The 25,938-nt window shown below is 38.3% G+C and carries 24 protein-coding genes; 23 read left to right on the top strand and 1 reads right to left on the bottom strand.

Features of this window, described 5'->3' with window-relative positions:
* Positions 1–8: 8 nt before the first annotated feature.
* The 20 genes from BK137_RS10435 to BK137_RS10530 all read left to right on the top strand — a co-directional run bounded on the left by BK137_RS10435 (position 9) and on the right by BK137_RS10530 (position 22,910).
* Entirely contained in the window at positions 9–992 is a 984-nt protein-coding gene (locus BK137_RS10435; protein ID WP_038180875.1) for a FecCD family ABC transporter permease, read from the top strand.
* A gap of 2 nt (positions 993–994) precedes the next feature.
* Complete coding sequence (locus BK137_RS10440; RefSeq protein ID WP_038180116.1) at positions 995–2,467, top strand: adenosylcobinamide amidohydrolase; 1,473 nt, start codon at positions 995–997, stop codon at positions 2,465–2,467.
* A 1-nt stretch (position 2,468) separates the two neighbouring features.
* On the top strand, positions 2,469–3,425 hold the full coding sequence (gene cbiB, locus BK137_RS10445) for an adenosylcobinamide-phosphate synthase CbiB (RefSeq protein WP_038180115.1): 957 nt from the start codon (positions 2,469–2,471) through the stop codon (positions 3,423–3,425).
* The gene (locus BK137_RS10450) at positions 3,412–4,506 is read left to right on the top strand and encodes a pyridoxal phosphate-dependent aminotransferase (protein ID WP_038180114.1); all 1,095 of its coding nucleotides are present in this window, start codon (positions 3,412–3,414) and stop codon (positions 4,504–4,506) included. Before cbiB ends, BK137_RS10450 begins: the two co-directional genes overlap by 14 nt.
* Positions 4,479–5,051 (top strand): bifunctional adenosylcobinamide kinase/adenosylcobinamide-phosphate guanylyltransferase, encoded by a 573-nt coding sequence (locus BK137_RS10455; RefSeq protein ID WP_038180113.1) that lies wholly within the window; start codon positions 4,479–4,481, stop codon positions 5,049–5,051. The genes BK137_RS10450 and BK137_RS10455 overlap by 28 nt, the downstream gene beginning before the upstream one ends.
* Before the next feature lie 26 nt (positions 5,052–5,077).
* Complete coding sequence (gene cobS / locus BK137_RS10460; RefSeq protein WP_038180111.1) at positions 5,078–5,854, top strand: adenosylcobinamide-GDP ribazoletransferase; 777 nt, start codon at positions 5,078–5,080, stop codon at positions 5,852–5,854.
* Positions 5,827–6,426 carry a histidine phosphatase family protein gene (locus BK137_RS10465; protein WP_038180109.1) on the top strand — a complete coding sequence of 200 codons (600 nt, stop codon included), beginning with the start codon at positions 5,827–5,829 and terminating at the stop codon, positions 6,424–6,426. The genes cobS and BK137_RS10465 overlap by 28 nt, the downstream gene beginning before the upstream one ends.
* Entirely contained in the window at positions 6,378–6,779 is a 402-nt protein-coding gene (locus tag BK137_RS10470) for a bifunctional adenosylcobinamide kinase/adenosylcobinamide-phosphate guanylyltransferase (RefSeq protein WP_038180108.1), read from the top strand. The genes BK137_RS10465 and BK137_RS10470 overlap by 49 nt, the downstream gene beginning before the upstream one ends.
* A 21-nt stretch (positions 6,780–6,800) precedes the next feature.
* The gene (locus BK137_RS10475; protein WP_038180107.1) at positions 6,801–7,397 is read left to right on the top strand and encodes a cob(I)yrinic acid a,c-diamide adenosyltransferase; all 597 of its coding nucleotides are present in this window, start codon (positions 6,801–6,803) and stop codon (positions 7,395–7,397) included.
* Positions 7,398–7,407: 10 nt separating this feature from the next.
* Positions 7,408–7,887, top strand: a complete 480-nt coding sequence (locus tag BK137_RS10480) for an ECF transporter S component (RefSeq protein ID WP_038180106.1) — start codon at positions 7,408–7,410, stop codon at positions 7,885–7,887.
* Positions 7,888–7,890: 3 nt separating this feature from the next.
* Positions 7,891–8,568, top strand: a complete 678-nt coding sequence (locus BK137_RS10485; protein WP_038180102.1) for a hypothetical protein — start codon at positions 7,891–7,893, stop codon at positions 8,566–8,568.
* A gap of 396 nt (positions 8,569–8,964) precedes the next feature.
* Positions 8,965–11,121: a (Fe-S)-binding protein gene (locus BK137_RS10490; RefSeq protein WP_038180099.1), complete on the top strand. Its 2,157-nt coding sequence runs from the start codon at positions 8,965–8,967 to the stop codon at positions 11,119–11,121.
* Positions 11,122–11,302: 181 nt separating this feature from the next.
* A complete protein-coding gene (locus BK137_RS10495; protein WP_038180097.1) occupies positions 11,303–12,508 on the top strand; it encodes an acetyl-CoA C-acetyltransferase in 1,206 nt (401 codons plus the stop codon).
* Complete coding sequence (locus BK137_RS10500; RefSeq protein ID WP_038180094.1) at positions 12,508–13,362, top strand: 3-hydroxybutyryl-CoA dehydrogenase; 855 nt, start codon at positions 12,508–12,510, stop codon at positions 13,360–13,362. The genes BK137_RS10495 and BK137_RS10500 overlap by 1 nt, the downstream gene beginning before the upstream one ends.
* Positions 13,363–13,377: 15 nt before the next feature.
* Complete coding sequence (locus tag BK137_RS10505) at positions 13,378–14,514, top strand: acyl-CoA dehydrogenase (protein ID WP_038180092.1); 1,137 nt, start codon at positions 13,378–13,380, stop codon at positions 14,512–14,514.
* A 34-nt stretch (positions 14,515–14,548) separates the two neighbouring features.
* Positions 14,549–15,685 (top strand): acyl-CoA dehydrogenase, encoded by a 1,137-nt coding sequence (locus BK137_RS10510; protein ID WP_038180090.1) that lies wholly within the window; start codon positions 14,549–14,551, stop codon positions 15,683–15,685.
* A 3-nt stretch (positions 15,686–15,688) separates the two neighbouring features.
* Positions 15,689–16,321, top strand: a complete 633-nt coding sequence (locus BK137_RS10515; protein ID WP_038180088.1) for a TetR/AcrR family transcriptional regulator — start codon at positions 15,689–15,691, stop codon at positions 16,319–16,321.
* A gap of 147 nt (positions 16,322–16,468) precedes the next feature.
* The gene (gene icmF, locus BK137_RS10520; protein ID WP_038180086.1) at positions 16,469–19,717 is read left to right on the top strand and encodes a fused isobutyryl-CoA mutase/GTPase IcmF; all 3,249 of its coding nucleotides are present in this window, start codon (positions 16,469–16,471) and stop codon (positions 19,715–19,717) included.
* An 893-nt stretch (positions 19,718–20,610) separates the two neighbouring features.
* Complete coding sequence (gene rpoE, locus BK137_RS10525) at positions 20,611–21,168, top strand: DNA-directed RNA polymerase subunit delta (protein ID WP_038180085.1); 558 nt, start codon at positions 20,611–20,613, stop codon at positions 21,166–21,168.
* A 149-nt stretch (positions 21,169–21,317) separates the two neighbouring features.
* Positions 21,318–22,910, top strand: coding sequence for a CTP synthase (locus BK137_RS10530; protein ID WP_038180084.1), 1,593 nt, complete (start codon positions 21,318–21,320; stop codon positions 22,908–22,910).
* A 299-nt stretch (positions 22,911–23,209) separates the two neighbouring features.
* Here the strand turns inward: BK137_RS10530 and BK137_RS10535 are convergent, their stop codons facing one another.
* Positions 23,210–23,728: a DUF2529 family protein gene (locus BK137_RS10535; protein ID WP_038180083.1), complete on the bottom strand. Its 519-nt coding sequence runs from the start codon at positions 23,726–23,728 to the stop codon at positions 23,210–23,212.
* Between the two features lie 139 nt (positions 23,729–23,867).
* Between BK137_RS10535 and BK137_RS10540 the strand changes: the two genes are divergently transcribed.
* From BK137_RS10540 to fsa, 3 genes are all read left to right on the top strand, one after another.
* Positions 23,868–24,227: a response regulator gene (locus BK137_RS10540; RefSeq protein WP_038180081.1), complete on the top strand. Its 360-nt coding sequence runs from the start codon at positions 23,868–23,870 to the stop codon at positions 24,225–24,227.
* Between the two features lie 96 nt (positions 24,228–24,323).
* The gene (locus BK137_RS10545) at positions 24,324–25,178 is read left to right on the top strand and encodes a class II fructose-bisphosphate aldolase (protein WP_038180079.1); all 855 of its coding nucleotides are present in this window, start codon (positions 24,324–24,326) and stop codon (positions 25,176–25,178) included.
* Positions 25,179–25,260: 82 nt separating this feature from the next.
* Positions 25,261–25,908, top strand: a complete 648-nt coding sequence (fsa, locus tag BK137_RS10550) for a fructose-6-phosphate aldolase (RefSeq protein ID WP_038180078.1) — start codon at positions 25,261–25,263, stop codon at positions 25,906–25,908.
* Positions 25,909–25,938: the final 30 nt, after the last annotated feature.

A 25,938-nucleotide genomic window follows, 5' to 3' on the forward strand; every position in this document is an offset into this window, starting at 1 on the left:
GGAAAACCATTTTAGGGTACACCATAGCCTTTGTGATTTTAATTGTTAGCATTTGGCTAGGTGTATCAATTGGATCTGTAAAAGTACCAATTAGTACGTTATGGAATACGGCAGCGGATCCAACAGCGACGAATATATTGTGGAAAATACGCATGCCGCGTGTTGTGCTTGCAGGGTTAGTAGGAGCCTCACTGGCCATTGCGGGCGCTGCTTTCCAAGGATTGCTGAAAAATCCTCTCGCCGATCCGTATACGTTAGGAGTGTCATCTGGTGCCTCGGTAGGTGCTGTGGTGACGCTCTTTTTCGGCATTTCGACCCCTATTTTTGGTATATACACATTACCAGCCTTCAGCATGCTAGGGGCCTTATTGGCGATGATGGGTGTAATGGCTTTTGCACGATTAGTTGATCGAACTATGAAAATGGAAACGCTGATTTTAACAGGGATTATCGTTAGTTCATTTTTAGGTGCATTAATTTCATTGTTAATTGCGTTAACAGGTGATGAGTTAAGGCAAATCATTGGGTGGCTGATGGGGAGCGTTTCAATGCGTGGATGGCCATATGTCAAGATGGTGTGGCCTTTTGTACTCATCGGTTCATTTTTATTATGGTTAAACCGTCGTGAATTAAATGCGATGTTATTTGGAGAAGAGCGTGCCAAGTATCTTGGCGTTGACGTGAAGAAAAGTAAAATTCTGATATTAATAGGCGGATCTATGTTAACAGGTGCTGCAGTTGCAGTGTCTGGAACAATTGGCTTTGTGGGACTTGTTGTACCGCATATGACACGACTTTTATTTGGGGCAGATCATCGTCACTTGCTGCCTTTATCGTTTTTAAATGGAGCATCATTACTAATTGTTTGTGATTTATTTGCTCGTACGATAATTTCCCCAACAGAGTTACCAATCGGTGTCATTACTGCACTTATTGGGGCGCCAGTATTTTCATATATCTTTTTCCGACAAAGAAGAACGAAAGGTGCGTAAGTATGCTTACTGTAGAAAATATTACTGGTGGCTATGATGCCACCAGGCCAATAGTACAAGATGTTTCGTTTACAGTGAAAAAAGGCGAAATTCTTGGCGTTTTAGGACCAAATGGTAGCGGCAAATCCACATTATTAAAAGTGATTAGTGGTATCCTGCCATCAACAACTGGTCAAGTACTTATCGAAGAACAAAATATAAAACATTTCTCACCGAAGGAATTTGCGCGCAAAATGGCTGTTTTACCACAGCTTCATGCCCATGCCTTTTCGCATTCAGTACGTGAGACGGTAGCCTTAGGTCGCTACCCACATCAAAATAGTTGGTTTTCGACATGGTCAGAACAAGATGAAAATGCAGTGAAAAAAGCTATGAAGCAAACGGGTGTAGATAGCTATGAACATACAAACCTCGAATTTTTATCAGGTGGGGAGCAACAACGAACATTTGTAGCACAAGCACTTGCTCAGCAAGCTGATATCTTACTTTTAGATGAACCTACGAATCATTTAGATATTGCACATCAACGACAACTGCTAGATATGATTCGTCTAGAAGCAGTGCAAAATGGTTTAACAGTTATTTCTGTTTTTCACGATATGAATTTAGCTTCACTTTATTGTGATCGCCTATTGTTAATGGAAATGGGACATGTAAAAGCTATTGGAGAACCGCATGAAGTGTTGAAAGAACAGCAAATTTTAGAGGTATATAATACGCGCGTTTCAAGTTATCCGCATCCTGAATTGCCAAAGCCACAAGTAACACTGATGCCAACAGCTATTGATGAACGTGAATCATATGTAGTGACAAAAGAACAATTCAATATAAGAGATGAATTTGTTGAGCTTCGTACGGAAATTCCTTTGAAAACCGTTTCCTCAGCTGTTCACAATGCTGGTTTTGGGTGGTTCCAGTCATTTGTCAATCGTGCAGTTGATTTGAATTATATGTGCGAAGATGCACATGAGGAATTAAAAGGTTATCTTAAAAAACATGACTTTATGCCATCTAATACGGTGGCCATGATGACTGCAGTTGCAGCGAAGCATGTTGTTATAAGGGAATTTTCAAATGCAAACGGAAGTATTATTGTTGCAGTTACAGCTGGTGTTGGAAATGCAGTAGATGTTTCAAGGGCACATGAAAGAGTCAGTAAACCGTATATAGGAACGATTAATACTTGGGTCATTATTAACGGGAAACTAACGGAAGAATCCTTTATGCAAGCCATGATAACGGCAACTGAAGCTAAAGTAAAAGCAATGCACCAAGAAGAAATCATGGATCCAATATCCAATACGATTGCAACAGGTACATCAACAGATAGCCTATTAATTGCCGCGACACAAAATGGGACATTTATGGAATACGCCGGACCTATAACAGATATTGGGAAATTGATTGGTTACGGGGTGTATGAAACGACAGTAACAGCACTACAAGATTACAAACGTGCCAAGGGAAGGTTATAAAATGTTAGCACATATAATTGCTTGTACCATTGGGGTAGCTTTAGATTGGTTAATAGGTGACCCGCCCAAAATGCCGCATCCCGTACGTTGGATTGGCACATTGATTGCCAAACTAACAGAGCGTTTGAATAAAGGTAAGCATCGTAAATTAAAAGGACTTTTACTTGTCCTAATTGTTGTTGGTTTAACAACTACAATTACTTTTGCAGTAATTTATTTTGCATATTCTATCAATGTTATTCTAGGTATTTTTGTAGAATCAATATTAATAGCTGTAGGTTTAGCAGGGAAAAGTCTAAAACAAGCAGCACTTGAAGTTTACAATCCACTTGTATCAGGAGATTTGCAGGAAGCTCGTGTGAAGTTATCTTGGATTGTAGGGCGTGATACAGATTATTTATCGGTACCTGAAGTGACGCGAGGTGTAGTTGAAACCGTGTCTGAAAATACGAGTGATGGTGTAACAGCTCCACTCTTTTGGGCGTTTTTATTTGGCGGCGCTGGTCTATGGATGTATAAGGCAGTTAATACGCTTGATTCAATGGTCGCTTACAAAAATGATCGCTTCGTAGATTTTGGATACGTTGCTGCACATGTGGATGATGTATTAAATTATGTGCCAAGTAGAATGACAGGTTTATTACTTATGCTAGGTACAAAAAATGAAAGTGGAAAACCAGTCGCCTATCGCATGAAAGGGTGGCTGCGTGATGCAAAAAAACATCCAAGTCCAAATAGTGGATGGCTTGAAGCGGCTACAGCATATCAATTAGGCATTCAGCTTGGTGGTGTGAATAGGTATAAGGGGATTATCTCGAATCGTGCGAAAATGGGTGAGTGCCATTATGAGCTAGGGCCTCAGCATATTATACGTTCTATTAAACAGATGCAAATTGTAACCATATTATTTTGGCTACTAATGGTCATTTTAGGAGGGTTTTTCGTTGTCATTACCTAATCACGGGGCAAATCCATATCGTTTATATACACAGCTGGGCATCCAACTACCAGCTGATATATTAGACTTTAGCGAAAATGTAAATCCAGCAGGTGCACCAGATTTTATCAAAAATGATTGGAAAGATTATTTGCAATTATTGCAACATTATCCGGACCCAGAAGGTGAGCCATTTCTATCTGCTGTCGCTAAATATCACGACATTTCTACAGAAAACATCGTATTAGGAAATGGTGCGGCGGAAATTTTCTCATTACTTGCGACATATTTCCGGGGAAATAATGCAATTATTTTACATCCGACTTTTTCAGAGTATGAAGCGACATTAAGAGAAAATGATGTAGAAATACAGCGTGTAGTATGTGAAGATATCGTTAATTGGAAGTTACCATTAGACGAACTTCAACAAGCAATGCAAAATGCAGATGTCCTATATCTATGTACCCCTAATAATCCGACAGGTGTATTACCTTCGAAAGAAGAACTTAAACAGCTTATTGAATCTGCAAAAGAATCGAATTGCAGTATTGTTTTAGACGAAGCTTTTATAGATTTTGTTGATGAAAGTGCATCATTTATAAAATCAGTAAAAGAAAATCATCAAGTGATTATTGTACGATCAATGACGAAAATGTACGCAATTGCAGGTATAAGGCTCGGTTATATGGTAGCCGCACCTGAGGTAGCAAGTGCAATACGGAAGCTTACCCCTCATTGGCATATTAATGGAATAGCAGCAGTAATCGGAGCACGTTGTTTAAGTAAGGAAGTAGATGCTTTCCGTCAAAAGGCTTGTGATTATGCTGGGCAAATGCGTACGCGTTTTCAAGTATTTTTACGACAAAATCATTGTCTTGTTACGAACAGTGTCACAAATTATGTGAGCTTTCAATTACCAAATACTGAACAGTCACAGAATTTCTTTACTTATATGCTTGAGAAGGGTATGGTGCTTCGACATACAGAAAATTTCATTGGAATGGAAGGTGCATGGTTCCGAGTTGGTATGAAGGCACCTGAAGCGATGAATCGTTTAGAAGAGGAGATGATGCATTGGTTTCAAGCGAACTCGTCTTTATAACAGGTGGAGTGCGGAGTGGAAAAAGTGCATTTGCAGAAAAGTGCCTTGTAAATTTAGCAGCGACATCGCCTATGAAGCGACTTGTTTATGTTGCGACAGGTGTACCGTTTGATGAAGAAATGAAGCAAAGAATCATCCGACATCAAAACGATCGAGCAGGGCAAAAGTGGACGACAATTGAGCAACCAACTGACTTTTCTAAGCTCCTCTCAAAAATAAAAGAAGGTGACGCGATATTATGGGATTGCGTGACCACTTGGCTAACGAATGAATTTTATGATGGTTATGAAACTGGTGTGAGCTGTTTTCAAAAAGAAGGCTGTATTGAACGGAAATTTATAGCGATGCAAAATACGATTTATGCATTACGTGATAGAAATATACCGATTGTTGTCGTTTCCAACGAAGTGCTAGATGAGCCGCTTTCTACTAGTTTTGAAGTAAGACTTTATCAAAAATGGTTAGGTCGTATTCATCAATGGTTTGTAGCTGAAGCAACTACTGCAATTGAAATGGAATATGGACAGATGCATCAATGGAAATAATTCAGTTTTAGAAGGGGGGTATTCTTTTGCGTACGATTGTTCATAGTATTTTACTTGCATTTCAATTTTTTACCGTCGTGCCAGTTCAAAGAGAATTACCACTTACAAAGCCGACAATAACGGGAATGTTCTCGTTTCTACCTTGGCTAGGTGCATGTATGGGTGCAGTAATGGCTACTGTTTTTTATAGTTTGCAACAGTGGACGGATATCAGTTCATTATTAACGGCCTTTTTACTTGTTGTTGGATTTATCATTTGTACAGGTGGTTTGCATTTAGATGGCTGGGTTGACATGGGAGATGCATTTTTTTCATATCGTGATACCGAGAAGCGACTAGAGATTTTAGATGACCCCCGTATTGGTGCTTTTGGTGCGATGTCTTTATTGTTCTTAGTACTAACGAAGATTTTCTTTCTAGCTGAATTGATTGAAAAAGGCGAACTGTCGATTATGTGGATTGTCGCGGTACCATTTTTAGCTCGGCTAGGAATGTCCTTATATTTTATCCAGACAAAATGCTCAAAAGAAAAAGGGCTAGCATACTTTTTTAAAGAAAAACTATATGTACCACAATTTCTTGTCGTGACATGTGTATCAATGCTTATTGGCTTGATTCTTATAATTTGGTGGAATGGAGATTTCATCGTACCTCTTATATTACTAGTGATTGTAGTTGTTGCATCAGGTCTGTATAAGATTTGGACTGTACGTAATTTTCACGGTAGCTCAGGTGATTTACTCGGTGCTTTTATTGAAGGAATGGAGGCCATTTTATGGATTACGCTATTACTATTGAGTTAATACGCCATGCTAAAACTAAAAGTAATGTTGAAAGGAAGTATCTTGGCTGGACTGATGAGTCTATTATTCCTAATCAAAGTTTGCCGACTATCGATGAGTTAGCTACTGTCGTTTTCGGAAGTGATTTAATACGTTGTAAGGAAACGGCTGCTTATTATTTTCCGAATGCTACATACATGAATATAAAAGGATTACGCGAAAGTCATTTCGGTGATTTTGAATGCAAAACCTATGAACAGTTAAAAGATATACAAGCGTATCGTAATTGGATAGACGATCCATATGAAATTGCACCACCGAATGGCGAGACATTACAACAAGTTATGTTTCGCGTTACAGAAGTGGTTAAATCTTTGCCAAAAGATATGCTGAATTACAGGATAGTCGCGCATGGAGGTTCAATTAGAGCGTTGTTAATGCAATTCGCACCAGAGGAAAAAACTTTTTGGGAGTGGCAAGTTTCTCATAATGAGCGTTATCTATTACACTGGTCAACGAAGAAACAGTTCGAGGAGGGACAACGATGCACGTTTTTATCGGTGGAGCCTATAATGGTAAAAGGGACTATGTAAGATACTGGCTAGAAGAGCAAAGGAAAAAAGATGTTGCTTGGCTAGAAAGTGAGTTACCAATGACTGTACCTGAAGCTTCGACAATTGTTGTCTCAGGTCTTGAAAATGTAGTGGCAGAATATTTAGATAAAGATGAGGATACGTTAGCTTCTCAACTACTACAGCAACTTCAAGCATTAGATAAAGAAAGAGAACTTATTGTTATTGTGACAGAGATGGGTAGAGGTGTTGTCCCAATTGATGCTAATACGCGCAAGCTCCGTGACATTTGTGGAAGATTTTATCAGCAATTATTTAAAATTAGCCCACAAATAACGCGTATTTGGTATGGTATAGCTGAAACAATAAAATGAATCAGGAAAGAAGGATGAGAGATGAACCTATATACACGTACAGGTGATAAAGGGAAAACAAGTATTATCGGAGCGCGAGTTGATAAAGATAGTCAACGCGTTGAAACTTATGGCACAATCGATGAATTAAATTCATTTATCGGTAAAGCAATGACGGAACTAGATCCTGCTATTTTTAAAGATATATTAGAAGACTTAGAAGCAATGCAAAACGAATTATTCGATTGTGGTGGGGATCTTGCTAATGTCATGAAAGAACGTCATTACAAAATGACAGATGGGCCGATAGAAATTATGGAAAAACGAATTGATGTACTAATGGATGAACCACCATTACTTGAAAGATTTATCTTACCTGGGGGCTCACCAGCAGCTGCTACTTTACACATTGCACGTACAATTACACGTCGAGCAGAGCGCCAAATGGTCACATTACTAAAAGAATCCGAAGAGGGTGATGTACCATTAGTTGTACAACGTTATTTAAACCGTTTATCTGATTATTTATTTGCAGCAGCACGCGTAGTAAACGCTCGCTTAAATGTGCCAGATACTGAATACGTTCGAAGTGCCAAGGTATTTAAAGATGGTGGACGTTCAAAAAAAGCAAAGGAATGAATGATTAATTATGAAACTTAAAACCTTAACTTTAACAGCTATGATTGCAGCTCTATGTGCAGTAGGGGCAATGATTAAAGTGCCGGGTGGTTTGGGTTCTATGGCACTCGATTCGGCTCCTGCTTTTCTAGGTGCAGTCTTTTTACCACCAGTAGCCGCAGGTGCAGCAGCAGCGATTGGTCATCTTATATCGGCAATGACGGGTGGTTCTTTCCTTGGTCCATTGCATATCTTTATTGCTGTAGAGATGTTCATCATATTATGGGGCTTTGCTAAGTTTCATAATGCGGGAAAAAAATATTCGAAATGGATTTTTGCTATTATCGCTAACGGGATTTTAGCTCCGCTACCATTCTATTGGCTGAATTCACCAGAGTTTTTCTTTTCGATGGTACCGGTACTATTAATGACAACGCTTTTAAACGTAGTAATTGCAGCTGTTGTAATTCCCGTATTATCTCGTGCCTTTCAACGAAAAGAGGCGCATTAAAAAATGAGAAATGCTATGCAATTATCGAATGGCTTTATCGTTACAACAGATAATTCTGGAGCAATTGGAGAAAAAGAGCGAGATGTTGTTCAAGTGCCAGATGATGTAACAAGTTATTATTCTGCTAGAGTGACTTTACTAGAACAATGGGCTGCGGGTGCAGAACCTGAAGCAATAGTTATGCATAATTTCAGTAGTGAAGCGAGCTGGGGACGTTATGTGAAAGGTATTAAGCAATTATTTGATGAGTTAAGTCTACCAGTGCCACCGATTAAAGGTAGTTCTGAAACGAATATGCCTACTTTACAATCTGGTGTTGCCATCACAATGATAGGAGCTCCGGTTCGACCTTTAACGGATGTCAAAAAGCTTCATTGGTTTACATATGGTAAACCGTTAGTAGGGATTGAATTACTAAAGCATCCCGAATATATTGCAAATCTATTATTAGTGAAAAAAGCGCTCGATTCTAATATTATAGGGCGTATTTGGCCTGTCGGGTCAAAGGGAATCGACTCTGAAATTAGAAGCATGCTCGGAGACGTTTCTTTTTCAAACTCATTAGACTGTAAAAAAACGGCTGGTCCAGCGACGGTAATTTTACTAGGTATTGCTGAAGAACAAGTAAAATCTGCAGAACAACATTTTGGTACATTATTAGAACCTATAGTTTTTAAATAAATCGAAGACTAACCAATTACTAATTTAGTAATTGGTTAGTCTTTTTTTTAGAGCATTTTAGAAGAAATAGGTGGTGAGTTTATCTATAAAATTATTAGTAAATTAAATAATATAAAAGTCATCTAAAGGAAAATTCTGAATTCACATGTAATTCATTCGAAAATATGCTAGAATTTTTAATAAACTTTGAGAAATATGTATAAACAACAAGACATCGGTAATTTTATACGAAATCATTGAGAAACTTAAAATTATGAATTCTACAAATATTGTTGACTGAATGCTCATTCATATTTTACAATGATTACAACATACACATTTCATGGTAAAACACTAAGCGTACGTTTTAGCGAAATGTCACAATCGTATATCGAGCATCACAGAGGGGGAAATGTTATGAATCCATTGTTAATTGCAAACTGGATACTATTTTTAGTAGTAGTGACTTATGGTTTATTTTTATTCGGTTACTTGTTAAAGACGCGTTATGAATTCGTCAAAATGGGGAAACAAGTAGAATTTGACAATGATGTTAAAGCACGTTTACACAAAATTTGGGTGTATGTATTTGGACAGAAGAAGTTATTAAAAGATAAAAAAAGTGGAATTATCCACGTTATGTTTTTCTATGGCTTCATACTAGTCCAATTAGGCGCAATTGACTTCATCTGGAAAGGATTAAAACCGGGATCTCATTTACCTTTAGGACCCGTATATCCGTATTTCACATTCATGCAGGAAATTGTGTCGTTAGTAATTTTAGTCGCTGTTGTTTGGGCGTTTTACCGCCGCTATATTGAGAAGCTTGTCCGCTTAAAGCGTGGCTTTAAATCAGGACTAGTATTGATTTTCATCGGTGGCTTGATGGTTACAGTTCTAGCAGGTAATGGTATGGGGATGATTTGGCATGATCATGCTGCTACTTGGTCAGAGCCAATTGCATCATCTATTGCTACAGTATTTGGATTTTTGCCACCTACAGCTGCAACTGTAGTGTTCTTTGTTATGTGGTGGATTCATTTATTAATTCTTTTAACTTTCTTAGTGTATGTACCACAATCAAAGCACGCGCATCTAATTGCTGGACCAGTAAATGTTTACTTCAACCGTTTAGATCATGTTGGTAAGCTAACGCCTATTAACTTTGAAGAGATGGAAGAAGAAGGGGAAGATGGAGAAGAAGAAATTCCATCGTTCGGTGTGGGGAAAATTACGGATTTTACACAACTACAACTAATTGATTTATATGCTTGTGTAGAATGTGGCCGTTGTACGAATATGTGTCCAGCAAGTGGTACAGGAAAAATGTTGTCTCCAATGGACTTAATTACTAAACTACGTGATCACTTAACGTTTACAGGTGCCGTTGCAACACGTCAACAACCATGGGTACCATCATTCATGTTCAACAATGCAAAAGGAAATCAATTAGCACTTGCAGCTGGAGCAGAAGGTGCTGTTATTGAAGATATCTATAGTCCATCATTAATCGGAGATGTCATCACGGAAGAGGAAATCTGGGCTTGTACAACTTGCCGTAACTGTGAAGACCAATGTCCAGTAATGAATGAGCACGTTGATAAAATTATTGACCTTCGTCGATATTTAACAATGACAGAAGGACGTGTAAATCCAGACGCACAACGCGCAATGACTAACATTGAAAGACAAGGAAATCCGTGGGGAATTAATCGTAAAGAAAAAGAAAACTGGCGCGATGCTCGCCCGGATGTTCATATTCCAACTGTGAAAGAAGTATCAAAAGCTGGCGAAGAGTTCGAGTACTTATTCTGGGTTGGTTCAATGGGGTCATTTGATAACCGTTCACAAAAAATTGCATTATCTTTTGCTAAGTTGATGAACGAAGCGGGTGTGAAATTTGCGATTTTAGGTAACAAAGAAAAGAATTCAGGAGATACACCGCGTCGTCTAGGGAATGAATTTTTATTCCAAGAGTTAGCAACAGCTAATATTAGTGAATTTGAAAAAACAGATGTTACAAAATTAGTAACGATTGATCCTCATGCATATAATATTTTTAAAAATGAATATAGTGACTTTGGATGGACGGGTGAAGTGTATCACCATACAGAATTACTTTATGACTTAGTAAAACAAGGGCGTCTTAAACCGCAATTTGCAATTGAAGAAACTATAACGTTCCATGATTCATGCTACTTAGGCCGATACAACGATGTTTATGATCCACCGCGTGAAATCTTAAAAGCCATTCCAGGTGTGAAGTTAGTTGAAATGGAGCGTAATCGTGAAACAGGTATGTGTTGTGGAGCTGGTGGAGGCTTAATGTGGATGGAAGAGCATGTTGGGAACCGAGTGAATGTAGCTAGAACTGAGCAAGCACTTGCAGTGAATCCGACGATGATTTCATCAGGTTGTCCGTATTGCTTAACGATGCTTTCAGATGGTACAAAAGCTAAAGAAGTTGAAGAACAGGTAGGCACATATGATATTGCTGAATTACTAGAGAAATCAGTATGTGGAGAATATAAACCACCTGTAGAAGAAGTTGTTGAAGAACCAATTACTCAGTAATTAATTGCATTGAAATTGGTAATTATGTACAATATTACTAAGTGAAAAGAGAGTGCTAGACGCTCTCTTTTTTTCTAAAATTTTGTTGAGCGAGCGTTCAGTCGAGAAAATAAATGAATTCTCGTTTACTTTAAAAAGAATAATGTAAGCGTATGCAAAATAAAGACAAGGGGTGTCTGATTTGGCGAAAACAGTGATTTTAGATGGTGCGCGAACAGCATTTGGGAAATTTGGAGGAGCATTGAGTACTCTTACTGCCAGCGATCTAGGAGGAGTTGCTATTCAAGCAGCTTTGCAAAGAGCAAACGTCCTACCACATCAAGTAGATGAAGTTATTATGGGGAGTGTATTACAAGCGGGGCAAGGGCAAATACCATCTCGCCAAGCTGCTTCAAAAGCTGGAATTCCGTGGTCAGTGAAAACAGAAACGGTAAATAAGGTTTGCGCTTCGGGATTACGCAGTGTGACATTAGCTGATCAACTGATTCGTTTAGGGGACGAGGAAGTTATCGTAGCAGGTGGCATGGAGTCAATGTCAAATGCACCTTACTATTTACCAAAAGGTAGATTTGGCTTACGCATGGGAGATGCAACTATGGTAGACGGCATGGTATATGACGGCTTATCTTGTGCATTCGATCCACAACATGTACATATGGGGACATACGGAGACAGCACAGCAAAAGAATTTTCATTCTCAAGAGAAGTACAAGACGAATGGGCGTATCGAAGTCACAAAAGAGCACTAGATGCGATAGACACTGGTAAATTTGCAAAAGAAATTGTGTCCGTGACGATTCCACAGCGTAAAGGGAGTCCGTTAGAAATAGATACGGATGAAGCACCAAGAAGAGATACATCACTTCAATCTTTAGCAAAGCTTAGAGCAGCGTTTACGACTGAGGGTACGATTACAGCGGGAAATGCACCTGGTATTAATGATGGTGCTTGTGCAGTAGTTCTTATGAATGAAGAACGTGCTAAAGCAGAAAACCATACACCACTTGCATACATTTTAGGGCATGCAGAAATTGGTGTTGAACCGCAGCACTTCCCACAAACACCAGGTTTAGTCATCAACAAAATTTTAGAAAAGACAGGGAAAGCGTTACAAGAAATCGATTTGTTTGAAATTAACGAAGCATTTGCAGCTGTTGCGCTAGCAAGTAATCAAATTGCAGACCTAGATGCAGAGAAAGTTAATGTCAATGGTGGGGCAGTAGCATTAGGGCATCCAATTGGGGCATCAGGTGCACGAATTATTCTGACGTTAGCTTATGAATTAAAACGTCGTGGCGGAGGTATTGGTATTGCGGCTATTTGTTCTGGCGGAGGCCAAGGAGATGCCATCATGATTGAAGTACCAAAAACGGGGGGATTCGAGTAATGAGTATTCAAAAAATAATGGTTATTGGAGCTGGCCAAATGGGCTCTGGTATCGCACAAGTATGCGCACAAGCAGGATTCGACGTCAAACTAAATGATATGAAAGAAGAGTTTTTTGCAAGAGGTTTAGGAACGATTACAAAAAATCTTTCTCGTAATGTTGATAAAGGGCGCATGACGGAGAGTGAAAAAGAAGCCATTCTAGGTCGTCTAACAAAATCGCTCGATATTAATGATGCAAATGATGTTGATTTAGTCATTGAAGCAGCTGTTGAAAATATGGAAATTAAACAATCTATTTTCAAACAGCTGGATACTATTGCACCAGCACATGCTATTTTAGCTACTAACACTTCATCATTACCAATTACAGAGTTAGCAGCTGTGACTAATCGTCCAGAGCAAGTTATTGGGATGCATTTTATGAATCCTGTACCAGTGATGAAGCTCGTTGAAATTATTCGCGGCTTAGCTACTGCAGATGATGTCTATCAAACAATCGAAGACATGACGAAAAAACTTGAAAAAGTACCAGTAGAAGTAAATGATTTCCCGGGGTTTGTTGCAAATCGTATATTAATGCCGATGATCAACGAAGCCATCTATACACTTTATGAAGGTGTAGCGACGAAGGAAGCTATTGACGATGTCATGAAACTTGGTATGAATCATCCAATGGGACCGTTAACATTAGCAGATTTTATCGGTTTAGATACTTGTCTCTATATTATGGAAACATTATATGAAGGCTTTGGCGATAGCAAGTACCGACCATGCCCACTATTACGTAAATACGTGAAAGCAGGTTGGTTAGGTAAGAAATCGGGACGTGGCTTCTACATTTACGAATCTTAAAAGGGGTGTTCCACTATGGAATTGATGTTCACAGAAGAACAACTAATGATGCGCAAAATGGTACGAGATTTTGCGCAAACAGAAATTGCACCAAAAGTTGAGAGTATGGAAAATGGGGAATTTCCACGCGACATACTAGCTAAAATGGGAGAGCTAGGACTAATGGGCATTACAACACCAGAACAGTACGGTGGAGCAAATATGGATTTTACATCCTACATCATAGCAATAAATGAGTTATCGAGAGTAAGCGCGACAATAGGCGTGATTTTATCTGTCCATACGTCGGTTGTGACAAATCTTATTCTTTATTTTGGTAATGAAGAACAAAAACAAAAGTATGTGCCAATGCTCGCATCGGGAGAATATTTAGGTGCTTTTTGTTTAACAGAACCGTCCGCAGGATCTGACGCAGGTTCATTAAAATCTAAAGCAGTGAAGGACGGCAATAATTACATTATCAATGGTTCAAAGGTATTTATCACTAATGGTGGAGAGGCAGATGTATATATCGTTTTTGCTTCAACAGATCCATCGCTCGGTTCAAAAGGAATTTCCGCCTTTCTTGTCGAAAAAGGAACTGAAGGCTTAGTGATTGGTAAGGATGAACATAAAATGGGTTTACATGGCTCACGTACAGTTCAACTAAATTTCGATAATATGATTGTCCCTGCAGAAAATCTACTTGGCCAAGTGGGGGAAGGCTTTAAAATAGCTATGGCGAACTTAGATGTCGGTCGAATAGGCATAGCTTCACAGGCTCTTGGTATTGCTGAAGCCGCTTTAGAAGAATCAATTATCTATGCGCAACAACGTCACCAATTTGGGAAACCTATCTCTAGTAATCAGGGTGTAGGTTTTAAATTAGCTGATATGGCAACATCGGTCGAAGCTACTAGGTTACTCGTTTACCGTGCAGCAGATTTACGTGCCAAAGGATTAGCTTGTGGTAAGGAAGCATCTATGGCAAAACTTTTCGCTTCTAAAACTGCTGTAGAAGTAACAACAGAGGCAATTCAGGTATTTGGAGGATATGGCTATACGATGGACTATCCGGTTGAACGTTTTTTCCGAGATGCCAAAGTAACGGAAATTTACGAGGGTACTAGCGAAATTCAACGACTTGTTATAAGCAAACACTTAAACAAATAGGGGTAAAAAAACTAAAACAAAGGTGGAAAAAGAGATGAACTTTCAATTATCAGAAGAACATGAAATGATTCGTAAAATGGTACGTGATTTCGCTGAAAATGAAGTAGCGCCAACAGCTGCAGAACGCGACGAAACAGAAACTTTCGATCGTGCAATATTCAATAAAATGGCAGAGTTGGGCTTAACAGGTATTCCGTGGCCAGAAGAATATGGTGGTATCGGTTCTGACTTTTTAGCTTATTGTATTGCAGTTGAAGAATTATCTCGTGTTTGTGCTTCGACTGGAGTAACTCTTTCAGCACATACATCTTTAGCAGGATGGCCGATTTATAAATTTGGTAATGAAGAACAAAAACAAAAATACTTACGACCAATGGCTGAAGGTACAAAAATTGGCGGATATGGCTTAACGGAGCCGAGCTCAGGCTCAGATGCAGGTGGTATGAAAACTACAGCAAAATTAGATGGTGATGATTACATTTTAAATGGCTCAAAAATCTTCATCACAAACGGTGGTATTGCTGAAATTTATGTTGTATTTGCTGTTACAGATCCAACAGTTAAGAACGGAACAAGTGCATTCATAGTAGAATCTGATTTTGAAGGTTTTTCGGTTGGTAAAAAAGAAAAGAAACTAGGAATTCGCTCATCACCAACAACTGAAATTATTTTTGATAATTGCCGTGTACCAAAAGAAAACTTGTTAGGTGCGGAAGGCGATGGTTTTAAAATTGCCATGAAAACATTAGATGGTGGTCGGAATGGTATTGCTGCTCAAGCAGTTGGTATTGCACAAGGTGCATTGGATGCGTCTGTTGCATATGCAAAAGAGCGCGTTCAATTTGGCAAACCAATTACAGCAAATCAAGGTGTATCTTTTAAACTAGCAGATATGGCTACATCAATTGAAGCTTCAAGATTATTGACATATCAAGCTGCATGGTTAGAGTCGAACAATCTTCCTTACGGTAAAGCATCGGCTATGGCGAAATTGATGGCTGGAGATACAGCGATGAATGTAACAACTGAGGCGGTGCAAGTATTTGGAGGCTATGGCTATACAAAAGATTATCCAGTTGAACGATATATGCGTGATGCGAAAATCACTCAAATATACGAAGGAACACAAGAGATTCAACGTCTAGTGATTTCTCGTATGTTAACGAAATAATATATGGTAAAAAGACAAAATAAGAGACAAGTAGAATCGTCTGTTAAAGATGAAAGCCTGATAGAAAAGCGTAGGAATGAGATGATTCATGGAGCGGTTAAATTATTTAAACAAAAGGGCTTTCACCGTACGACGACTCGAGAAATCGCTAAAGAAGCTGGCTTTAGTATAGGAACGCTTTATGAATATATTCGAACGAAAGAAGATGTTCTGTATCTAGTTTGTGACAATATTTATCGTGAAGTAAGTTTAAGGTTAGCCAATTTACCGACGGAAGAAGGTACAATAGCAGGATTAAAGGCATCTATACGCCAGTATTTTTTGCTTATAGATTCCATGTCAGATGAAATTCTAGTCATGTACCAGGAGTCTAAATCTTTACCAAAAGATGCATTGCGTTACGTTTTAACAAAGGAACTTGAGATGGTTGGGTTATTTGAAAATCTATTAGCTGGTTGCGTACAGTCTGGGGAACTGTCTCTATCAGAAAAAGAAATCAATCTTATCGCAAATGATATCGTGGTGCAAGGTCAAACGTGGGCATTTAGACGATGGGCTTTCAAAAGAAATTATACAATTGATGATTATATCGATATGCAAACGACTATTTTCTTAAATGGTATTTTGAAGAAGTAACTCTTCGCTTTGTGCAAGGTAGGAAAACTCAAACTTTTCATATAGTTTTAGTTTCTATAACCTTGCACATTTTTTGTTCCAATGATTTCAGGGGAATGGTAAGAAAAACAACTTAGTTTTTTGTTCATAACAAGGGGGAGCTTATATATGGTTCAAGCAACAGTGTATCGTCCAAAAAATCACGTAAGATTTGTCACGGCTTCTAGTCTTTTTGATGGCCATGATGCATCGGTTAATATTATGCGTCGTATTTTGCAATCGAGTGGCGTCGAAGTAATTCATCTCGGACATAACCGCTCAGTTGAAGAAGTAGTCAACGCAGCAATCCAAGAAGATGCACAAGGGGTAGCAATTTCTTCTTATCAAGGTGGTCACGTTGAGTATTTTAAATATATGCAAGATTTATTTAGAGAAAAAGGAGCTCCACACATAGGTATTTTCGGCGGTGGAGGTGGTGTAATCTTACCTCGTGAAATTAAGGAACTACATGAATATGGTATTGCGGGGTTATTTTCGCCTGAAGATGGTCGTGAACTGGGATTACAAGGCATGATTAATAAAATGATTGAAAAAAGTGACTTCACTACGATTAAAGAGAACTTAATTAGTAAGTTAGATACATTATCAACGGAACAACCTGAAGTACTAGCGCAACTTATCACTGCAGCCGAAGAAGCAAAAGATGGTGAGTTAACAGACTTCCTAGAAAAAGCACGGAGTTTATCAAAAAACACACCTGTACTTGGTATTACTGGTACAGGAGGGGCAGGGAAAAGTTCTTTAACTGATGAATTGATTCGTCGATTTTTACAGGAATTCCCGGATAAAAAAGTTGCTATCCTATCAATTGATCCGACGAAGCAAAAGACTGGTGGGGCACTACTTGGAGACCGTATTCGTATGAATGCTATCTTTAATAATCGTGTTTATATGCGTAGTCTTGCAACACGGGGATCGCACTCTGAGCTTTCGGATGCAATTGCTGACGTATTAGATGTTGTGAAGGTAGCAGGATATGATCTAATCGTTGTTGAAACAAGCGGTATTGGTCAAGGTGATGCTGCTATTACAAAAATTTCTGATTTGTCCATGTACGTTATGACAAGTGAATTTGGTGCACCGACACAGCTAGAAAAAATTGATATGATTGATTTTGCTGATCTAATTGTCATTAACAAATTCGAACGTAAAGGGTCAGAAGATGCGCTTAGACAAGTACAGAAGCAATATCAACGTAGCCATGAGCTATGGACAAAAAACCTAGATGAAATGCCGGTATTTGGTACAATTGCTAGCCAGTTTAATGATAAAGGGACAAATTCTTTATTTGCAGAGCTTGTTCAGGTTATTAACGAAAAATGTGGTCTTGATTGGGTAACATCTTACGAGCATTTTGTGAAAACGCAAAAGCAAGATGTCATCATTCCAAATGATCGCCGTTACTACTTACGTGAAATTACAGACGCAATTCGTAACTATCATAAAAAATCCGAACAGCAAGTTGAATTTGCCCGAAAGCTATTCCAATTAGAAGGGGCAATTACAACTGTTCAAGAGAAAGCGCCAGATGATGCATTAATTGCATCACTCATTTCATTAGCTGAGGATATCAAAAATCAATTAACAGCAGAATCCAAGAACATTTTAGCGAATTGGAAAATGCTTAAGGAAGCATACTCGGGAGATGAATTTGTTACAAAAGTGCGTGACAAAGAAATCCGTACAATATTGACAACTACTAGTCTAGCAGGTTTAAAAATCCCAAAAGTTGTGTTACCAAAATTCGTAGATTACGGAGAAATATTACGTTGGGTATATAAAGAAAATGTACCGGGCTCATTCCCTTATACAGCTGGAGTTTTCCCTTTTAAACGTGAAGGAGAAGATCCGAAACGTCAATTTGCAGGTGAAGGGACACCAGAACGTACAAATAGACGCTTCCATTACTTATCTAAAGATGATGATGCAAAACGCTTATCAACAGCATTTGACTCTGTAACGTTGTACGGTGAAGATCCAGATTACCGTCCGGATATTTACGGTAAAGTTGGCGAATCAGGGGTTAGCATTTGTACACTAGAAGATATGAAGAAGCTTTATGATGGCTTTGATCTATGTGCACCGTCTACATCTGTGTCCATGACAATCAATGGACCAGCTCCAATTATTTTAGCAATGTTCATGAACACAGCTGTCGATCAACAAGTGAAAATAAAAGAAAGTAAATTAGGACGATGCTTAACTGTTGAAGAATTCACTGACGTTCGTGAAAAAACGCTTCAAGTTGTGCGGGGGACAGTGCAGGCTGACATTTTAAAAGAAGATCAAGGACAGAATACATGTATTTTCTCTACAGAATTCGCATTACGTATGATGGGGGACATTCAACAATATTTCATCGACCAAAAAGTACGTAACTATTATTCTGTATCAATTTCTGGATATCATATTGCAGAAGCAGGTGCGAACCCAATTTCACAGCTAGCATTTACTTTGGCTAATGGTTTCACTTATGTGGAATACTATTTAAGTCGTGGCATGAATATTGATGATTTCGCACCAAACCTATCTTTCTTCTTCTCCAATGGCTTAGATCCAGAATATACAGTAATCGGTCGAGTAGCTCGTCGTATTTGGTCGATTGTTATGCGTGACAAATACGGTGCAAATGAACGTAGTCAGAAGCTAAAATACCATATCCAAACTTCTGGTCGTAGCTTACATGCACAAGAAATCGACTTCAATGATATTCGTACAACATTACAAGCATTGATGGCATTGCATGATAACTGTAATTCATTACACACGAATGCATATGACGAAGCGATTACAACACCAACAGAAGAATCTGTTCGACGCGCAATGGCTATCCAAATGATCATTACAAAAGAACACGGGTTAACAAAAAATGAAAACCCATTACAAGGTGCATTCATAATCGAAGAACTAACTGATCTTGTAGAAAATGCAGTATTGGAAGAGTTCGATCGTATTAATGATAGAGGTGGAGTTCTTGGAGCGATGGAAACCCAATACCAACGTGGCAAGATTCAAGAGGAATCAATGTACTATGAAATGCTGAAACACTCAGGTGAACTACCAATCATCGGTGTTAACACATACTTGAATCCAAATCCACCTTCATCAGAAGCAATCGATAGTATGGAAATTGCCAGAGCATCACAAGAAGAAAAGGAAACACAAATTCAAAATCTACAAAAATTCCAAACAAAACATGCCAATGAAGTTGAAGTCGCTATTCAAAAACTAAAAGAAGTAGCGGTAACAGGAGGCAACATCTTTGCAGAACTAATGGAAACCGTAAAATACGCAAGTCTAGGTCAAATCACCAATGCCCTATACCAAGTAGGAGGGCAATACAGACGGAATATGTAACTAAATGCTGAAACGGCCCTCGTTGAGAGGAAGATAGCCTAAGTACGCCACGTCCTGTGGCAACGGCTATCTGACCCACATCCTGTGGGCCTCCGACAAGCACTGGAAGGCTCGAAACAAAAGCATTACTTAAGCTTTTGTCCGAGAGACTGAAGTGACCTCGAGGGGCTGGCCGCTGAAGCTGGATACATCACTTTAGGAAGGCAACCTAAGTACGCGACGTCCTGTCGCAACGGTTGCATGACTAACATCCTGTTAGCCCAAGGCGCTCGTTAAGCTATGAGGACGTTGGAGGGCGGAAGCCAAAGTCGCTTTTTGACTTTGAGTGCCCGACCGAAACGACCTGAGTAGCTAGCGCCAGAAGCTGAATATGTAACTAAATGCTGAATGCACTCGTTTAGTGGAAGATAACCTAAATTAGCCGTTTCCTATAGTGATAGCTAACTGATCCACATCCTGTTGCTCCAGGACATTCACAAGAATTGTACAAATAAACACTAGCTAAAACGCCACTTTCGATGCCCATAAAAGTAATGGAAATGTACAATACTATCAAGAGATAAAAATTAGTGGAAAATAAAAAATGAAGGAACTAATCATTTCATTAGCCCCTTCATTTTTATTTTTTGTATAATAGGGAGTAAAACAAATTTTAAGGAGTTCTTGTTTATATGAAAAGCTTACTACATTGTCTATTTATCATAATTTGCCTGGTACTTATATTCTTTTTGTATAACAAGCAATTAGGGGCCATCCCCATCCTTATTTTTTCCATATATCTTTTTGTTTATGGGTTTCGACAATTGAGAAATCAAAAAAAGAATAATTGATTGTGGCGTAATCAAAGAAAGATTGTATATAATGGATATTATGTTTATGTATTAAGAAGGGACGTGCACGATTTGAACTTTCGTGAAATGACAAAAGAACAACTATCAGAAGAATCGTTTATCGATTTAGCATACGGAATTTTAGATTCAAAAAAACAACCATTAACTTTCCCAGAACTGATGAAAGAAATCCAAGCAATAAAAGGTTGTGATGATGCAGAAGTAAAAGAGCGCTTGCAACAATTTTATACAGATCTTAACATTGAGGGTCGTTTTATTGTACTAGGTGAAAACCGTTGGGGACTTCGCGAGTGGTATGCAATTGAACAAATCGAAGAAGAAACAGCGCCAACAGTAAAAGTCCGCAAGAAAAAAGCTAAAGCAGTAATTGACGATGAAGATGAACTTGAACTTGAAGAAGAAGAATTAGACTTCGATGAAAACTTCGATGAATTCGTTGAAGATCCAACCGAAGAAGATGAAGAAGAAGAAGAGGAAGAATTCGAAGATGTTACAATCGATGATATCGATGAAGACCTTGATGAAGACTTGCTTGAAGAAGAAGATGAATTCGAAATTGATGAAGAAGATGATGAGTTAGAAGAAGAGGAAGAAGAATAATTTCTTGACTTCTAGCTGAGTTCCATATAATCTTTTACTTGGGCTCCTTAAAAGGAGAATGACCGTATAATTTATACGCTCCCCCTGCATATTATGCGGGAGGAGCGTTTTTTATTTTTTTAGTGTTTAATTTAAAGGAGGAATTGGCTTTGACTAAATATATTTTCGTAACAGGTGGGGTTGTATCATCACTTGGTAAAGGTATTACAGCTGCATCACTTGGACGTTTACTGAAGAACCGAGGATTAGAAGTAACAATCCAAAAATTTGACCCATACATCAATCTTGACCCAGGTACAATGAGTCCGTACCAACACGGGGAAGTTTTCGTAACAGATGATGGCGCAGAGGCAGACTTAGATTTAGGTCACTATGAACGTTTCATCGATATTAACTTAGGGAAACACAGTACAGTAACTTCTGGACGTGTTTACTCTTCTGTTTTGAGAAAAGAACGTCGTGGAGATTATAACGGTGGAACTGTACAAGTTATTCCACATATTACAAACGAAATTAAAGAACGTATCCAACGTGCAGGTCGTGAAACAAGCGCAGATGTGGTTATTACAGAAGTAGGTGGTACAGTAGGTGATATCGAATCACTACCATTCCTAGAAGCTATTCGTCAAATGAAATCAGACCTTGGTGGGGAAAACGTAATGTACATTCACTGTACTTTAATCCCTTACATCAAAGCAGCTGGTGAATTAAAAACAAAACCAACACAACACTCTGTAAAAGAATTACGTTCTTTAGGTATTCAACCAACTCTTCTTGTAGTACGTACAGAACAAGAAGTACCACAAGAAATGAAAGAAAAATTAGCACTATTCTGTGACGTAAAAGCAAGTAACGTTATCGAATGTCAAGATGCAAAACATTTATATGAAGTACCATTAAACCTACAAGCACAAGGTATGGATGATATCGTTCTTGAACACTTTGGTATCTCTGCACCACAAGCAGACATGGTTGAATGGACGTCATTAGTAGATCGCGTATTAAACTTATCTAAAACAGTGAAAATTGCACTTGTTGGTAAATACGTTGAATTACAAGATGCTTATCTATCAGTAGTTGAAGCGTTAAAACACGCTGGATATCCAGTAGATGCAGATATTGATGTAGACTGGATCAATTCTGAAGATGTTACAGCTGAAAATGTTGAAGAATTATTGAAAAATGCAGATGGTATCCTTGTACCAGGTGGCTTTGGTGACCGTGGTGTTGAAGGTAAAATCATTGCAACTCAATATGCACGTGAAAATGACGTGCCGTTCTTAGGTATTTGCCTAGGTATGCAATTAGCAACTGTTGAATTTGCACGTAATGTTCTAAACTTAGAAGGCGCGCACTCATCAGAACTAGATGCGGACACTAAATACCCTATCATCGATCTTTTACCAGAACAAAAAGACGTGGAGGATTTAGGTGGAACACTTCGTCTAGGTCTTTATCCATGTAAATTAAAATCAGATTCTAAAGCTATGGAAGCATATGGTGAAGAAATAGTCTATGAACGTCACCGTCATCGTTATGAGTTTAATAACGAGTACCGTGAAGCATTTGAAGCAGCAGGATTCGTCTTCTCAGGTACAAGCCCAGACGGCCGTTTAGTTGAAATTGTTGAATTACCAGAGAACAAATTCTTCGTGGCATCTCAATTCCACCCAGAATTTATCTCACGTCCGAACCGTCCACAACCATTATTTAGAGAATTCATCGCAGCAGCAGTTAAATAAATTCTGTTTTTGCGTTACAAGACTTGAATATCTTTATATGGCTCGAGTTCAAAATGGTTTTTCAGATTCAATTGAGTAACTAGCATACAAAGGGCATACAAAGTTTGTTAGCTAGAAAAACAAAAGATTTATACAAAGAGACTACTCCACATGTTTAAATGAAGAGTAGTCTCTTTTTTTGTGGAAAATAAATAAATTAGACCATACTATAACAGTAATCATAATCATTCAAATAACTAAAAAACACAAAAAAACCACTCCAAGAATTTATAGAGTGGCCAGAAAAAGTTGGATTATTACTAATCATTAGATAGCATTTCGTCATAAGACATTTTAACAGCTTCGTATACAAACAGTGCAGCGAAACTATATGGCAGTACAATTCGTTCACCGGTATCATTTGGCAATAACCCTTTTTTGATGCCTAATGATACATAGGTATAAGCTAAATCAGCCATCTCGCCACTATCTTCAGCTTTTTCACTTGCAACTACAGCAAATGGAATAAATAAATCGTATAATGAATGTGCCAATTCGAGAGCCTGTGGATCGTTTGCGTGACGAGTGAAAATACATACACGGTCTGTTGATACTAATTTTGTATTTTTAGACCAAGGGTTTAATTTTGTAAAAGGTTCTGCACTGTGCAAAGCATTATCTTCAATTGCTTGCATTTCATCAAAACAAGCAAAATATACAGTTCCTTCAGCGATACCGGCTTGCGCTAATAATCGAGCAGTTTCTTCTATTGCTTCTTCTTGACTAGTCGAAATTCTTTGTAAGAGACCGCCAAGCTGTGTCGACAACATTTTCAACATAATATTCACCTCACGGCTTTTATTATAATAATTGTTCATTTTAAATGCAAAATGAATTATTTTAATGTATTAAAAGGGAAAATGAGGTATATTATCGAATAATACGTACGGGGGAATAAAAAAAGGGAGTATGGTAAAGGTGAAAAAAATACTTATAGTAGATGATCAACAAGGAATTCGCTTACTACTCAATGAGGTGTTCAAGAAAGAAGGCTATGAAACATATCTAGCGGCTAACGGTCTTGAAGCTTTGCAATATATAGATAAAATAATGATGGATTGTGTCTTGTTAGATATGAAAATTCCTGGTATGGATGGAATTGAAATACTAAAACGTATAAATAAACAATTGCCTGACCTGCCTGTACTTATGATGACAGCTTATGGCGAATTGGATTTGATTAAAGAAGCAGAGGCGCTTGGTGCTAAGCATTACTTTACAAAACCATTCGACATCTACGAAGTGCGAGACGTGGTCAATAAAATATTGAAAGATTGATGGTGAGCAGTGGTCAACGACGTATGTTTTTGATATTATGAGTTATGATATTAAGTAACCTTAATACCACGATTCATACTAGAGGAGGAATTTGTAATGGCTTTGGTTTCCATGAAAGAAATGTTGATTAAAGGTAAAAAAGAAGGTTATGCAGTTGGTCAATTCAACATCAATAACCTTGAATTCACTCAAGCTATTTTACTTGCTGCAGAAGAAGAAAAATCACCAGTAATTTTAGGTGTTTCTGAAGGTGCGGGGAAATACATGGGAGGATTTATTGCCGTAGTCCACATGGTAAAAGGCCTGATCGAAAGCTACAAGATTACAGTTCCAGTAGCAATTCACTTAGACCACGGTTCAAGCTTCGAAAAATGTAAAGAAGCAATTGATGCTGGTTTTACATCAGTTATGATTGATGCTTCACACCATTCGTTCGAAGAGAATGTTGAAATCACTTCTAAGGTGGTTGAATATGCACACGCTAGAGGTGTTTCTGTGGAAGCAGAACTCGGCACAGTTGGTGGCGATGAAGATGGAGTAATTGGTGGCATCATGTATGCAGATCCACAAGAATGTAAAAAACTTGTAGAAGCTACAAATATTGATTGCCTTGCACCTGCATTAGGTTCAGTTCATGGTCCTTATCAAGGTGAGCCAAACTTAGGTTTTAAAGAAATGGAAGAAATCTCAAACTTAGCTGACTTACCATTAGTATTACATGGTGGTACTGGTATTCCTTTAAAAGATATTCAACGTTCAATCTCTTTAGGAACAGCTAAAATAAACGTTAATACTGAAAACCAAATTGCTGCTACAAAAGCAGTTCGTGAAGTATTAGCAAATGACACTAAAGTTTATGATCCACGTAAATATTTAATTCCAGCTCGTGATGCTATTAAAGCGACAGTTATTGGCAAAATACGCGAATTCGGAAGTGCTCAAAAAGCATAATTAATTAGGTGAAATGAGGAGAAGTGTTCGGTTAAATTAATCGGCCCTTCTCCTATTTTCCATCATCCAGGGGGATATTATAATGAAATTTTTTATCGATACAGCTAACTTTGAAGAAATCAAAGAAGCGCATTCTTGGGGAATTATCTCAGGTGTAACAACAAATCCATCATTAGTAGCAAAAGAACAAAATATCTCATTCCACGATCGTCTACGTGAAATTGCGGAATTAGTAGATGGTTCTATTAGTGGAGAAGTAATTTCACTAGATGCAGAAGGCATGATTAAAGAAGGTCTTGAACTTGCTGCAATTGCACCGAATATTACTGTGAAACTACCAATGACACCAGCTGGTTTAACAGCTTGTTCTACACTATCAAAAAAAGGCATTAAGACAAACGTTACATTAATCTTTAGTGCAAACCAAGCACTATTAGCAGCTCGTGCGGGAGCAACTTACGTATCTCCATTCTTAGGTCGTTTAGATGATCTTGGCCAAGATGGCATTGAGTTAGTACGCCAAATCGCTGAAATCTTCGCTATTCATGAAATCCCTACGCAAATTATTGCAGCTTCTATTCGTCACCCACAACATATTACAGAAGCGGCTCTTGCTGGTGCACATATTTCCACAACTCCATTTAAAGTTTTAGCTCAATTATTCAAACATCCTTTAACTGATAAAGGAATTGAAGGTTTCTTAGCGGATTGGAATAAGAAAAACGGTTAATAATAATAGAAATATCCGAAGATGAAGGAG

Source organism: Viridibacillus arenosi, from assembly GCF_001955655.1.
Classification (GTDB): Bacteria; Bacillota; Bacilli; order Bacillales_A; family Planococcaceae; genus Viridibacillus; species Viridibacillus arenosi.